Annotated in this window: 14 protein-coding genes; 12 read left to right on the top strand and 2 right to left on the bottom strand. The window is 69.9% G+C overall.

All coding sequences use genetic code 11. The features are described 5' to 3' along the window. Positions 1-209: 209 nt before the first annotated feature. The 12 genes from QO011_RS04245 to QO011_RS04300 all read left to right on the top strand — a co-directional run bounded on the left by QO011_RS04245 (position 210) and on the right by QO011_RS04300 (position 12,132). Positions 210-725 carry a gluconokinase gene (locus QO011_RS04245; protein ID WP_307268109.1) on the top strand — a complete coding sequence of 172 codons (516 nt, stop codon included), beginning with the start codon at positions 210-212 and terminating at the stop codon, positions 723-725. A 519-nt stretch (positions 726-1,244) separates the two neighbouring features. After that, complete coding sequence (locus QO011_RS04250) at positions 1,245-2,750, top strand: sugar ABC transporter ATP-binding protein (protein ID WP_307268112.1); 1,506 nt, start codon at positions 1,245-1,247, stop codon at positions 2,748-2,750. A 21-nt stretch (positions 2,751-2,771) separates the two neighbouring features. Continuing rightward, positions 2,772-3,815: an ABC transporter permease gene (locus QO011_RS04255; RefSeq protein ID WP_307269233.1), complete on the top strand. Its 1,044-nt coding sequence runs from the start codon at positions 2,772-2,774 to the stop codon at positions 3,813-3,815. Between the two features lie 29 nt (positions 3,816-3,844). After that, positions 3,845-4,951, top strand: a complete 1,107-nt coding sequence (locus tag QO011_RS04260; protein ID WP_307268115.1) for an ABC transporter substrate-binding protein — start codon at positions 3,845-3,847, stop codon at positions 4,949-4,951. A gap of 246 nt (positions 4,952-5,197) precedes the next feature. After that, positions 5,198-5,536, top strand: a complete 339-nt coding sequence (locus QO011_RS04265) for a putative antibiotic biosynthesis monooxygenase (protein ID WP_307268118.1) — start codon at positions 5,198-5,200, stop codon at positions 5,534-5,536. 143 nt (positions 5,537-5,679) lie between these two features. Beyond that, positions 5,680-7,104, top strand: a complete 1,425-nt coding sequence (gene gnd / locus QO011_RS04270; RefSeq protein WP_307268121.1) for an NADP-dependent phosphogluconate dehydrogenase — start codon at positions 5,680-5,682, stop codon at positions 7,102-7,104. An 85-nt stretch (positions 7,105-7,189) separates the two neighbouring features. Beyond that, a complete protein-coding gene (locus tag QO011_RS04275; protein WP_307269235.1) occupies positions 7,190-8,188 on the top strand; it encodes a LacI family DNA-binding transcriptional regulator in 999 nt (332 codons plus the stop codon). A 543-nt stretch (positions 8,189-8,731) separates the two neighbouring features. Further along, entirely contained in the window at positions 8,732-9,580 is an 849-nt protein-coding gene (locus QO011_RS04280) for a transporter substrate-binding protein (RefSeq protein ID WP_370881898.1), read from the top strand. 22 nt (positions 9,581-9,602) lie between these two features. Continuing rightward, positions 9,603-10,265, top strand: a complete 663-nt coding sequence (locus QO011_RS04285) for an amino acid ABC transporter permease (protein ID WP_307268126.1) — start codon at positions 9,603-9,605, stop codon at positions 10,263-10,265. Between the two features lie 9 nt (positions 10,266-10,274). After that, on the top strand, positions 10,275-10,934 hold the full coding sequence (locus QO011_RS04290; protein ID WP_307268128.1) for an amino acid ABC transporter permease: 660 nt from the start codon (positions 10,275-10,277) through the stop codon (positions 10,932-10,934). A 20-nt stretch (positions 10,935-10,954) separates the two neighbouring features. Continuing rightward, a complete protein-coding gene (locus QO011_RS04295) occupies positions 10,955-11,728 on the top strand; it encodes an amino acid ABC transporter ATP-binding protein (RefSeq protein WP_307268130.1) in 774 nt (257 codons plus the stop codon). Between the two features lie 17 nt (positions 11,729-11,745). Further along, the gene (locus QO011_RS04300; RefSeq protein WP_307268133.1) at positions 11,746-12,132 is read left to right on the top strand and encodes a RidA family protein; all 387 of its coding nucleotides are present in this window, start codon (positions 11,746-11,748) and stop codon (positions 12,130-12,132) included. 10 nt (positions 12,133-12,142) lie between these two features. On the opposite strand, the gene QO011_RS04305 is transcribed toward QO011_RS04300, so the two are convergent. Continuing rightward, a complete protein-coding gene (locus tag QO011_RS04305; RefSeq protein ID WP_307268135.1) occupies positions 12,143-12,805 on the bottom strand; it encodes a pyridoxine/pyridoxamine 5'-phosphate oxidase in 663 nt (220 codons plus the stop codon). Further along, on the bottom strand, positions 12,798-13,568 hold the full coding sequence (locus QO011_RS04310; protein ID WP_307268138.1) for an HAD family hydrolase: 771 nt from the start codon (positions 13,566-13,568) through the stop codon (positions 12,798-12,800). The genes QO011_RS04305 and QO011_RS04310 overlap by 8 nt, the downstream gene beginning before the upstream one ends. Positions 13,569-13,578 lie beyond the last annotated feature (10 nt).

Consider the following 13,578-nt stretch of genomic DNA (forward strand, 5'->3'; position numbering starts at 1 on the left):
GGGAGGGATAAAGGGTGGGGGTCGCAGGCGTGAAGCTCGACGAATCAGGATCAGGCTGCGCTCCTCGGCCGAGCTTGAGCCTGATCCTGATGGACCCCCACCCCTTACCCCTCCCCGCAAGGGGGGATCGGCCAGCGTTGCGTAAAAGAGGATTCCCCATCCGCTCGAAAGCAGAATGGGTCAGCCCTAAAGGCCAAAACCAGAAAGGCATGGCGATGGTGATCGTGGTGATGGGCGTCTCGGGCAGCGGCAAGTCGACCTTCGGGGCGCTGCTGGCGCAGCGGATCGGCGCCCGCTTCTTCGATGCGGATGCGTTCCACCCGCCCGCCAATGTCGAGAAGATGTCGCACGGCATTCCGCTCACCGATGCCGACCGCGAGCCCTGGCTCGCCGCCATGGCCGCGGCGATCCGCGGCTGGGTCGCCTCCGGCACCGACGCGGTGCTGGCCTGCTCGGCGCTGAAGCGCAGCTATCGCGACCGCTTCAGGGCCGCCGACCCGCAGGTCCGGTTCGTCCACCTCGCCGGCGCGGAGGGGCTGATCGCCGGGCGCATGGCCCATCGCAGCGGTCATTTCATGCCGGTCGAGCTGCTGCGCAGCCAGTTCGCCACCCTGGAGCCGCCGGACGCGGACGAGGGCGCGCTGACGCTCGATATCGCCAGGCCGCCCGAGGCCCTGGTCGAGGAGGCGGCCGCGGCGCTGCAACGGCGCGGCGCGGCCGACTGATAGCGATATCATCGGGGCATACCATGTATAGCCATCCCGTGTGATCGATCAGATGTCGCGGTGACCGCCGTTGGCGCACGCGGGGGTCCATCGGGCGGCGTGGCACTCTACTATCGACGTGGCGTTCGCGTGGATGGGCGGATCAAGTCCGCCCATGACGGTCGCGGGTGGAGGGACCGTCGCCATTCTTGCCGCAACCGGTCCGTCATGGCCGGGCCTGTCCCGGCCATCCACGCGAACACTGCCGTTCGAGGAAAGGAAACGCCGTTCCGCGCCGAACGCCGAGGCCGCGCGCGCCTCGAGATTGAAGCCGTCCGGCTGACATAGTCAGGACGACGCCGGCGACACGACGGCCGCAACCGCTCCACGTGGCCCGAGCAATGGTGACTGCCGCCGGCGCGCTCCAACCAAATCGGCCTTTACACCCACCGATCCCTTTGTTATCGATAACAAGCACGGAGCGGACGACACCACCGCACCGCCAAGAAGGCCATCAGGCCTCGGACCGGGAGGAAAGGCGTGACCGGCGTCCTGCGCTTCGACGACATCGTCAAGACCTTCGGCGGCACGCGTGCCCTCAAGGGCGTGAGCATGAGCGTGGCGCGCGGCGAGGTCGTGGCGCTGCTCGGCGAGAACGGCGCCGGCAAGTCGACGCTGATCAAGATCCTCGGCGGCATCTTCCGGGCCGACAGCGGCCACATCACCATCGGCGACGAGCCCTACCGGCATCGCGCCCGCTCGCGCGGCGAGCGCCGGGAGGTCGCCTTCATCCACCAGGACCTCGGCCTGGTGGAATGGATGACCGTGGCCGAGAACATGAGCCTGGCCCAGGGCTTTTCCGGCCGGGCCTGGTCGGGCGCGCTCGGCCTGATCGACTGGCGCCGGGCCGAGCAGCGCGCCGCGACGGCGCTCGCCGCCGTCGGCTGCGACATCGCCCCGACCACCCGGGTGCACAGCCTCAGCCGCACCGAGAAGTCGCTGGTCGCCATCGCCCGGGCCCTGGTGGTCGATTGCGACTTCCTGGTGCTGGACGAGCCGACCGCCAGCCTGCCGGCGGACGAGGTCGAGCGCCTGTTCGAGGCGGTGCGCCGCCTCAAGGCCCGCGGCGTCGGCATGATCTATGTCTCGCACCGCCTCGACGAGATCTTCCGCATCGCCGACCGCGTCGTGGTGATGCGCGACGGCCTCAAGGTCGGCGAGAAGCCGGTGGCCGAGACCACGCCGGAGGAGCTGGTCAGCCTGATCGTCGGCCGCTCGACCCTCGACCTCTTCCGCAAGGCCGAGCTGCGCTCGGGCGCGGTGCGCGTTGCCGTGCGCGGCCTCGCCACACCAGCCGCCGGGCCGATCGATTTCGACGTGCGCGAGGGCGAGCTGCTCGGCCTGGTCGGCCTGCGCGGCGCGGGCCAGGAGGAGGTCGGCCGGGCGCTGTTCGGCGCGGCGCCGCATCGCGGCACGATCACCCTCGACAGCGCGCAGCCGGACCTGTCCTCGCCGCGCGCGGCGCTCGCCGCCGGCATCGGCCTGGTGGCGCGCGACCGGACGGAGGAATCGGTCGCCCCCTCGCTCAGCGTGCGCGAGAACGCCTTCCTCAATCCGGGCGCCGCCGGTCGCGGCCTGTTCTCGGCCCTGTCGCCGCGAGCCGAGGCGCGCCGGGCCGTGGCGCTCGGCGCCTCGGTGGGCCTGCGCCCCAACGACCCCGACCTGCCGATCGAGGGCCTCTCCGGCGGCAACCAGCAGAAGGTGGTGGTCGGGCGCTGGCTCGCCACCGGCCGGCGCCTGCTGGTGGCGGAGGACCCGACCGCCGGCGTCGACGTCGGCGCCAAGGCGGAGATCTACCGCCTGATCGCCCGCGCCCTCGACGAGGGCCTCGCCGTGGTGGTGGTCTCGACCGATTTCGAGGAGGTCGCCCATATCTGTCACCGGGCGCTGGTGTTCAACCGCGGCCGGATCATCGCGGAGCTCACCGGCCATGCCTTGACGACCGAGGCGGTGATCACCGCCGCCTCCGCGTCGGAAGCGGCCTGAGAGAGGGAAGACGGCATGTCGATGAACTCGATCAAGTCCGACGCGCTGGAGCCGACCCGGGCCGAGCTCGAGCCGCTCGGAGCCCGCGAGCGGCTGCTGCGGCGCCTGCCCGTCTTCGGCCTGCCGATCCTGGCGGTGGCGCTGGCCGTGCTGTTCTCGATCCTGCTGCCGCAGACCTTCCCGACCATGCTGAACGTGCGGTCGATCGTCTCGGACAAGGCGATCATCGCCCTGCTCTCCCTGGCGGCGATGATCCCGATGGTCTCGGGCAAGATCGACCTCACCGTCGGCTACGGCATCGTGCTCTGGCACATCCTCGCCATCAGCCTGCAGACCATGCTCGGCCTGCCCTGGCCCCTGGCGGTGCTGGTGGTGATCCTGCTCGGCGCCGGCGTCGGCCTGGTCAACGGCGTGCTGGTCGAGGTCGCCCGCATCGACAGCTTCATCGCCACGCTCGGCACCGGCACGGTGCTCTACGCCGTTGCGCTCTGGCACACCGGCGGCCGCCAGGTGGTGGCGGTGCTGCCGCAGGGCTTCCTCGCCCTCAACGGCACCATGGTGTTCGGCCTGCCGATCACCGGCTTCTACGTCCTCGCCCTGGCGCTGGTGCTCTGGCTGGTGCTGGAGCACCTGCCGATCGGGCGCTACCTCTATGCCATCGGCGCCAATCCCAAGGCCGCGGCCCTCAACGGCATCCCGGTGCAGCGCTTCACCATGGGCGCCTTCGTCGCCTCCGGCGCGCTGACCGCGGTCGCCGGCGTGCTGCTCGCCTCAAAGCTGCGCATCGGCCAGGCCAGCGTCGGCCTGGAATATCTCCTGCCCGCCCTGGTCGGCGCCTTCCTCGGCTCCACCACCATCAAGCCCGGCCGGGTCAATGTCTGGGGCACGCTGGTGGGCGTCGCCATCCTCGCCGTCGGCATTGCCGGCATCCAGCAGTTCGGCGGCTCCTTCTGGGTCGAGCCGATGTTCAACGGCGTCACCCTGCTCATCGCCATCGGCATTGCCGGCTACGCCCAGCGGCGGCGCGGCGCGAGCGCCAGATCGTTCAAGAAGACGGGCGCCTGAGCGCGCTCCCAACCCCCGGAGGAAAGCCCATGATTCGATCCCTGATGCTGGCGACGGCCGCCACGCTGGCCCTGGCCGCGGCGGCGCCCGCCGCCCGCGCCGACGCCTTCCTCGACGAGGCCAAAGCCGTCGTCGCCAAGGCGGTCGGCCGCGTCGACAAATGGGACGGGCCGACCACCGGCCCCAAGGCCGTCGGCAAGAAGACCGTGGTCTATGTCGCCGGCGACATGCGCAACGGCGGCATTCTCGGCGTGGCGCAGGGTGTCAAGGAAGCGGCGGCGGCGATCGGCTGGGACTATCGCGAGATCGACGGCCAGGGCACGGTCTCCGGCCAGTCGACGGCGCTGAGCCAGGCCATCGCCCTCAAGCCCGATGCGCTCATCGTCGGCGGCAGCGACGCGGTCGAGCAGAAGGCGGGCCTGGAGGAAGCGGCGAAGGAGGGCATCACCATCGTCGGCTGGCATTCCGGCCCCAAGCCCGGCCCGCTCGACGGCACGCCGGTCTTCGCCAACGTCACCACTGATTCGATGGAGGTCGCCAAGGTGGCGGCGATGAAGGCGATCGCCGATTCCGACGGCAAGGCCGGCGTGGTGATCTTCGCCGATTCCACCTATGCCATCGCCATCGCCAAGGGCCGGGCCATGGAGGCGGTGATCAAGCAGTGCAGCGGCTGCACGGTGCTCTCCTTCCAGGACACGCCGCTCGCCGACGTCTCCACCCGCATCCCGCAGCTCACCACCACGCTCTTGCAGCAGAACGGCGCCAAGTGGACGCATTCGCTGGCGATCAACGACCTCTATTATGACTTCATGCCGCCGGCCCTGTCGGCGGCGGGCATCGCCGGCGACGGCGACCCGCAGAACATCTCCGCCGGCGACGGCTCCGAATCCGCCTATCAGCGCATCCGCGCCAAGGATCACCAGGCCGCCACCGTGCCCGAGCCGCTGGCCATGCAGGGCTGGCAGCTGGTCGACGAATTGAACCGCGCCTTCGCCCACGAAAAATGGTCCGGCTACGTCCCCGGCGTCCACCTCGTCACCCCGGACAATGTCGGCTTCGACGGCGGGCCGAAGAACGTGTTCGACCCGGACAACGGATATCGGGATGCCTACAAGAAGATCTGGGGCGTGAACTGACGGAAAGCCTCAACGGGCGCGACGCCCGTTTTTCCCCTCCCCCTTGTGGGGAGGGGCTAGGGGTGGGGGTCCATCAGGATAGGGCACAGCGCTTATCACAAGGCGCCCTTTGCAGACCAATCCGCCTCATTCTGCACGACCCCCACCCTTTATCCCTCCCCACAAGGGGGAGGGAAGGCGCACACGTCGCGTCTCCTCCTGCACCGTCCCATTTCGCCCCGCCCATCCCCCTTTCCCGAGCCCCTCATGTTCATACGCTGCGCCTTCTTCCGGGGCCGGGTGAAGCCCGGCTGCGAGGATGCCTTCACCGCCTTCGTGCGCGAGCGGCTGGTGCCGCTGTGGACCCGCTTCCCCGGGGCCGAGGAGGTGCGGGTGCTGCGCCAGGAGGAGGCCGATGTCGCCGAGCCGCGCCTGGAGATGGTGCTGGCGATCCGCTATCCCTCGCGCGCCGCAATCGAGGCGGCGCTGGCTTCGGACGTGCGAGCGCAGAGCCGCGTCGTCACCGGCGAGCTGATGGCGATGTTCGAAGGCGACATCTTTCACACCGTCTTCCGCGCCGAAGACTTCCCGCTGCCGACCGGCTGACGGCGTTCGGGCCGATTTCTGCGCGCCGGACTCGCTGTTTCGGCTGGCCGAAGTGGAATCGGCCCTATATCACCGCGCAGATATTCTTTCGGGACCAGCACGCATTCGCCGGCCGCGCCGGCGTCGACAAGGGAGAGTGAACAATGGCGGGCGCCGACATCGCAGTCATCGGACTTGCCGTCATGGGCCAGAACCTCGTGCTCAACATGGCCGAGAAGGGGTTCCGGGTGGCGATCTACAACCGCACGGTCGAGCGCGTCGACGAGACGCTGGTGGCCGCCGGACCGCTGGCGGACAAGCTGGTGCCCTGCCATTCGATCGTGGAGCTGGTGGCGGCGCTGGAGCCGCCGCGCACCGTGCTGCTGATGGTCAAGGCGGGCACCGCGGTCGACGAGAGCATCGCCCAGCTCAAGCCGCATCTCTCCCCCGGCGACTGCATCATCGATGCCGGCAATGCCGACTATCACGACAGCATGCGCCGCGACGCGGCGCTGAAGGCCGACGGCCTCGACTTCCTCGGCGTCGGCGTCTCCGGCGGCGAGGAGGGGGCGCGGCACGGGCCCTCGATCATGGCCGGCGGCGCGCCCAAGGCCTTCGAGCGCATCGGCCCGCTGCTCACCGCCATCGCCGCGCGCTACGAGGGCACGCCCTGCGCCGCCTATCTCGGCCCGGCCGGCGCCGGCCATTTCGTCAAGACGCTGCATAACGGCATCGAATATGCCGACATGGAGATGATCGCCGAGATCTACGGCCTGATGCGCGACGGCCTCGGCCTGAAGCCGGCCGCCATGGCCGAGATCTTCGAGCGCTGGACGAAGGGCCCGCTCGCCTCCTACCTCATCGAGATCACGGCGCAGGCGCTGCGCACCACCGATCCCGCCACCGGCCGGCCGATCGTCGACGTCATCCTCGACAGCGCCGGCCAGAAGGGCACGGGCCGCTGGTCGGCGATCGAGGCGCTCGACCTCGGCGTCGCCGCCGGCGCCATCGTCGCGGCGGTCGAGGCCCGCGGCCTCTCCAGCGCCAAGGCGCTGCGGGCCGCCGTCAGCAAGACGCTCGGCGATGCCCCGCGCGAGCGCATCGGCGAGGCGACGCCCGAGCTGATCGCCGACCTGGAGAAGACGCTGCTGGCCGGCAAGATCCTGGCCTATGCCCAGGGCTTCGAAGTCATGGCCACCGCCTCCGCCCGCTCGGGCTGGACCCTGCCGCTCGACGAGATCGCCCGCATCTGGCGCGCCGGCTGCATCATCCGCTCCAGCCTGCTCGACCGCATCGCCGGCGCCTATGCCAAGGATGCGGGCCTCGCCTCGCTGCTGCTCGACGAGGGCTTCGCCGCGATCCTGGCCGACGCCCTGCCGGCGATGCAGCGCGTGCTCGGCCTCGCCATCGGCAAGGGCCATGCCGCGCCCTCGCTCGCCGCCGGCCTGTCCTATCTCCAGCAGCTGCGCTCGCATCGCACCACCCTCGACCTGGTCCAGGCCCAGCGCGACATCTTCGGCGCCCACGGCTTCGAGCGCATCGACCAGCCCGGCACCCATCACGGGCCGTGGGGCGGCACGGCGGGGTGAGGGCCTGAGCGACACGAGAAGGGGCCGCCAGACCCCGATGCCCGCGGACGACCCTGCCAGCAAGCGCCCGCGCAGCCAGCCGACCATGGCGGACGTCGCCGAGAAGGCCGGCGTCTCCGCCATGACCGTGTCGCGCGCCCTGAAGAAGGGCGCCTCGATCTCCGAGGAGGCGCGCCGGCGCATCCTGGCCGCGGTCGACGAGCTCGGCTATGTCCTCGACCAGACCGCGGGCACCCTGTCCTCGAAGCGCTCGGGCTTCGTCGCCGCCCTGATCCCGTCGATCAACAATTCCAACTTCTCCGACACCGCCCGCGGCCTCACCGAGGCGATCGAGGCCAGCGGCCTGCAGCTCCTGCTCGGCTATACCGACTATGTCGTGGAGAAGGAGGAGCGGCTGATCGCCTCGATGCTGCAGCGCCGCCCGGAGGGGATCGTCGTCACCGGCGGACGCCACACCGAGCGGGCGCGCCGCCTGCTTGCCGCCGCGGCCATTCCGGTGATCGAGACCTGGGACCTGCCCGCCGAGCCGATCGACCATGTCGTCGGCTTCTCCAACGCCGCCGCCATGCGCGCCCTCGTCCATCACCTCCATGGCCGGGGCTATCGCCGCATCGGCTTCATCGGCGGCACCAGCAACCGCGATACCCGCGGCGAGGATCGCCGCCAGGGCTATGTCCAGGCCGTCGAGGAGCTGGGCCTGCCGCACGGGCGGACGATCTCCTTCGGCCAGCCGCCGATCTCGATGGAGCAAGGCGCCGAGGCGATCGTGCGTCTGGTGTCGCAATGGCCGGATATCGACGCCGCGATCTGCGTCTCCGACCTCTCCGCCTTCGGCGCGCTGATGGAATGCCACCGCCGCGGCTGGGCCGTGCCCGGCCGCATCGCCATTGCCGGCTTCGGCGATTTCGAGGTGGGGCGCTGCGCCTTCCCGCGCATCACCACCGTGGCGGTCGATGCCGAGGCGATCGGCCGCTCCGCCGGCGATCTCCTGCTGCGGGCGATCGAAGCGGCGCGGCGGGGTGCGGCCGTGCCGCCCGAGCGGCAGGTGATGCCGTTCCGGCTGATCCAGCGCGAGAGCAGCTGAGATTTGCCGGCTATTGAGCCGGCGACGTCTTTGACCACGACGATTCCCGTCATGACCGGGCCGGCCGCGCGACCAGCCGTCGCCCCCTCTTCACCGCCGGTGGTCCCCGCGAAATCGAATTCGATTTCGCTCGGGATGGGCGGATCAAGTCCGCCCCTGACGGTCGAGGATGGGGCAGTCGTTGCCATTCCAGCCGCAACGGTTCCGTCATGGCCGGGCTTGACCCGGCCATCCACGCGAACGCGACGGCGGCCTCGCTGGCTCTCCGCCCAGTTGGAGCCTGGTTCTGACGGACCGATGTTCGCGTGGATGGGCGGATCAAGCCCGCCCATGACGGCGGCGGGTGGTGCAGCCGCAGTCGTCCTTGCCGCAACCGTCGAAGATCTTGCGCGATGTCGGGACGACCTGAGGCCCCCCAGAATCCACGCCATCACGACCGGTCGCCACCTTGACAGCTATCGAGGCCGCTCCTACAGCTTGGTCCACTATACGGAAATAAAGTCCGCTATAGTGGACCAATAGCCCGATCAACGGAGCATGACGATGACGATCACCAGAGGGATGGCGGCCGTGGCCTTCGCGGCAATGGCCTTTGCAGGCATGGCGGCCGGTCCGGCCCAGGCCCAGCAGAGCAAGCTCGACGAGGTGCTGGCCCGTGGCCACCTGATCGTCGGCACCGGCTCGACCAACGCGCCCTGGCATTTCAAGGACGAGAAGGGCGAGCTCGTCGGCTTCGACATCGACATGGCCCGCCTGATCGCCAAGGGCCTGTTCGACGACCCGACCAAGGTGGAGTTCGTGCAGCAGTCCTCCGACGCGCGCCTGCCCAACATCACCACCGGCAAGGTCGACATCACCTGCCAGTTCATGACCGTCACCGCCGGCCGGGCCCAGCAGGTGGCCTTCTCCATCCCCTATTACCGCGAGGGCGTCGCCCTGCTGCTCAAGGCCGACTCCTCCTATGCCGACTACGCCGCCTTGAAGAAGGCAGGCTCGGCGGTCAAGGTGGCGGTGCTGCAGAACGTCTATGCTGAATCCATGGTGCATGCCGCCCTGCCCGACGCCAAGGTCGACCAGTACGAGAGCCCGGACCTGATGTACCAGGCGCTCAACGCCGGCCAGGCCGACGCCGCCGCCACCGACCAGTCCTCGGCCAAATGGCTGATCCTGCAGACCCCCGGCCAGTATAGGGATGCCGGCTATGGCTGGAACCCGCAGACCTATGCCTGCGCCATGCCGCGCGGCGACCAGCAATGGGTCAACTTCGTCAACACCGTCTTCCACGAGGCGATGACCGGCGTCGAGTTCGACAGCTACAAGGCTTCGTTCAAGAAGTGGTTCGGCGTCGACCTGCCACCGCCGGCGATCGGCTTCCCTGTCGAGTACAAGTAAGCCGGCCCGAGCGAGCGCCGCCATGGGCTACACCCTCAACTTCGCCGCGGTCTGGCGCGACTTCGGCCTGCTCCTCTCCGGGCTCGGGCTCGGCCTGGCGCTGGCCGTCGTCGCCATCGGCGTGGGGTGCGTGATCGGCCTCATCGCGGCCTTCGCCATGGTCTCGAAGCATCGCCTGGCCCGGGGGGTTGCGACCGTCTACGTCACGGCGATCCGCAACACCCCGATCCTGGTGCTGATCCTCTTCGCCTATTTCGCCCTGCCGCGCCTCGGCCTCCGGCTCGACAAGATCGAGGCCTTCATCCTCACCCTCTCCATCTATGCCGGCGCCTATCTCACCGAGGTGTTCCGCGCCGGCCTCGTCGCGCTGCCGCCGGGGCTGCGCGAGGCGGGCCTGACCATCGGGCTGACGGAGTGGCAGATCCGATCCTCGATCACCATTCCCGTGATGCTGCGCAACGTGCTGCCCTCGCTCGGCAACAATTTCGTGTCGCTGTTCAAGGACACCTCGCTCGCCGCCGCCATCTCGGTGCCCGAGCTCACCTTCTATGCCCGCAAGATCAACGTCGAGAGCTTCCGGGTGATCGAGACCTGGATGGTGACGAGCCTGCTCTATGTCGGCGCCTGCTCGCTGATCGTCTTCGGCCTGCGCCTCATGGAGCAGCGCCTGCGCATCCCGCGCTAGGAGGGCCCGATGAACCTGTCCGCCTTCCTGCCGCAGCTCTGGATCGCCCGCTGGGCCATCCTCTCGGGCCTCGGCGTCACCGTGTCGATCTCGGCGCTGGCCATCGTGCTCGGCACCCTGCTCGGCGTCGCCGTCGGCCTCGCCCTCACCTATGGGGCGCGGCCGCTGCGCTGGCTGGTGCGCCTCTATGTCGACTTCCTGCGCGGCACCCCGGTGCTCGTGCTGATCCTGGCGGCCTTCTACATCCTCAGCTTCGTCGGCATCCAGCTCAGCGCCTTCCAGGCCGGCGTCTTCGCCCTCACCCTGTTCTGCTCCTCCCATGTCGGCGAGATCATCCGCGGCGCGCTGCAGGCGATCCCCCGCGGCCAGGGCGAGGCGGCCAAGGCGATCGGCCTCACCTTCCCGCAGACGCTCGCCTATGTCCTCCTCCCGCAGGCGCTGCGCCAGATCCTGCCGACCTGGGTCAACACCGCGGCCGAGATGGTCAAGGCCTCGACGCTGCTCTCCATCATCGGCGTGGTCGAGCTGCTGCTCGCCGCGCAGGAGCAGATCTCCCGCACGTTCATGAGCCTGGAATTCTATTTCTTTGCCGGCTTCCTGTTCTTCCTGATCAATTTCGGCATCGAGCGGCTCGGCCGCTTCGTCGAGAAGAAGGTCGCCCTCCCCTGATGCCGATGCTCGAGACCGCCATGTCCGAACCCTCGATCCTGGACGTCCGCAACCTGCACAAGCGCTACGGTGAGACCGAGGTGCTGAAGGGCGTCGACCTCGCCATGGCCAGGGGCGACGTCGTCTGCATCATCGGCTCCAGCGGCTCGGGCAAGACCACCATGCTGCGCTGCCTCAACATGCTGGAGGATTTCGAGGAGGGCACGGTGCGCATCGACGGCCAGGAGATCGGCTACGACACCGCCTCCGGCCGCCGCATCCGCCGCCCCGAGCGCGAGATCGCCCGCCAGCGCGCGCTGACCGGCATGGCCTTCCAGCAGTTCAACCTGTTCCCCCACATGACGGCGCTGCAGAACGTCACCCTCGGCCTGATCAAGGTGAAGAAGATGGCCAGGGACGAGGCGGTGGCGGTGGCCGAGCGCTGGCTGACGCGCGTCGGCCTCGCCGAGCGCCGCGGCCACTATCCCGGCCAGCTTTCCGGCGGCCAGCAGCAGCGCGTCGCCATCGCCCGGGCCATCGCCATGTCGCCGAAGCTGATGCTGTTCGACGAGGTCACCTCCGCCCTCGACCCCGAGCTGGTCGGCGAGGTGCTGCAGACCATCAAGGACCTCGCCGGCGACGGCATGACCATGCTGCTCGTCACCCACGAGATGCGCTTCGCCTACGAGGTCGCCGACCGCGTCGTCTTCATGAACCAGGGGCGGATCGGCGAGGAGGGCGACCCCAAGACCATGTTCGTCAGGCCGCAGACCGAACGGCTGGCCGAGTTCCTGAAGACCACCAGCTTCCATTGACCGACGGAGGACACGCCGTGAGCATCACACGTTACGGGGCCAGCAAGGCCGGCGCCGGCGGCCAGAGCCTGCCCTTCGCCCGGGCCGTGGAGGCCGACGGCTGGCTCTACGTCTCCGGCCAGGTCGCCATGGTCGATGGCGAGATCATCGAGGGCGGCATCGTGCCCCAGACCCACAAGACCATCGAGAACGTGCTCGCCATCCTGGAGGAAGCCGGCTACGGGCCGGAGCACGTGGTGCGCGTCGGCGTCTGGCTCGACGACCCCCGCGACTTCTGGACCTTCAACAAGATCTACGCCTCCTATTTCGGCGCCCACCCGCCGGCGCGCGCCTGCGTGCAGGCGAGCATGATGGTGGACTGCAAGGTCGAGATCGACTGCGTCGCCTGGAAGCCGAAGGCCTGAGCGGCGGCGCTCACGGCCAGAGCCGCTCCTTGCGCCAGGGTCCCTCCGCCGCCTGACGCCGGTATCGCAGCCGCCCGTGCAGCCGGTCGGTCGCCCCCTGCCAGAACTCGACCTCCTCGGCGGCGACGGCATAGACGCGCCAGGCCGGCGGGACCAGCCCGGGATCGGCGGCGAGGCGCGCCCGGGCCAGGGCCATCGCCGCATCGAGGGAGGAGGGGTTGTCCAGGGCCTGGCTCTGGCGCCCGGGCAGCATGCCGGCGCGCGCCTCCGGCGAGCGGGCGAGGAAGTCCTGCCCGCAGTCGGCCGCGTCCAGCGCCGTCGCCCGGCCGCGGATGCGCACCTGCCGCCCGAGCGTCTGCCAGTAGAAGGTCAGCGCCACGGCCGGCTCGGCCTCGATCTGGCGCCCCTTCGGGCTCGCCGCGCTGATGGCGAAATGCCAGCCGCGCTCGTCGACATTCTTGAGGATCAGCACCCGGGCATCGGGGCGCCCGGCGGCGTCGACCGTCGAGAGCGTCATGGCGTGCGGCTCGGCGATACCGGCCGCGATCGCCGCTTCCAGCCAGTCGAGGAAAGCGGCCTGCGGCGTTTCGCCGAGGGCGGCGAGGTCGACCGGCTCGAACGGGCCCTCCAGCGATTTCAGGGCGCGCAGCCGCTGCTTGACGGCATCAGGCATGGTGCGTCTCCTCTCGCGTTCCCTCGGTCGCGGTCCGATCCCAGAAGGGACCGCCGGCGAGCATCGGCAGGGCCGGGATGTCGGCCAGCCGTTCCACGGTTAAGTCGGCGGCGGGATCGGAGCCACCGATGAGAATGGTCTTCAGGCCGACGCTCCGCCCGCCCGCCACGTCGGCTTGTGGGTTGTCGCCGATCATGACCGCGGCCCGCGCCGGGGCGATCTCGGCCAGCACGTGATCGAAATAGGCCCTGTTCGGCTTCTCCAGGCCGACGCGGCCGGAGGAGAACGCCATCGCCAGGCGGTCCGCCAGGCCGAGAGCCTCGACGATCCCATCCAGCTCGGGGGCGAAGTTCGACATCAGGACATGGGTCCAGCCCCGCGCCGACAGCGCGTCGAGCGTGTCCGTCGCCCCCGCCAGGCAGGTCCATCCGGCCGGGTCGAGATAGACGGATCGCGCCAGCGCCGCCGCCGCGGCCGCCCGGTCGGCGTCCATGCCGAGGCGCTGCAGGGCCTGCGCGGAGAAGCCTTGCAGGCTCGCCCACCAGGCGTCGGCGTCGCCGGCGAAGCCGTGGCGGAGCGTCGCCCCGTGCCAGGGAAAGGCGCCGCCGAGCAGCGGCCTGACCGCATCGTCCGTGACCGCGAACGCCGGGTCGCAGCGGCGAGCCGCCTGCACCAGCGCGCCGGTGAACCGGCCGGCCCGCACCGCGAGCGTGCCTTCGAAATCCCAGATGATGACGCGACCGGACGGCCCGAGCCCCACCATGCCTCCGCTC

Origin of the sequence: Labrys wisconsinensis, assembly GCF_030814995.1 — a bacterium.
Classification (GTDB): domain Bacteria; phylum Pseudomonadota; class Alphaproteobacteria; order Rhizobiales; family Labraceae; genus Labrys; species Labrys wisconsinensis.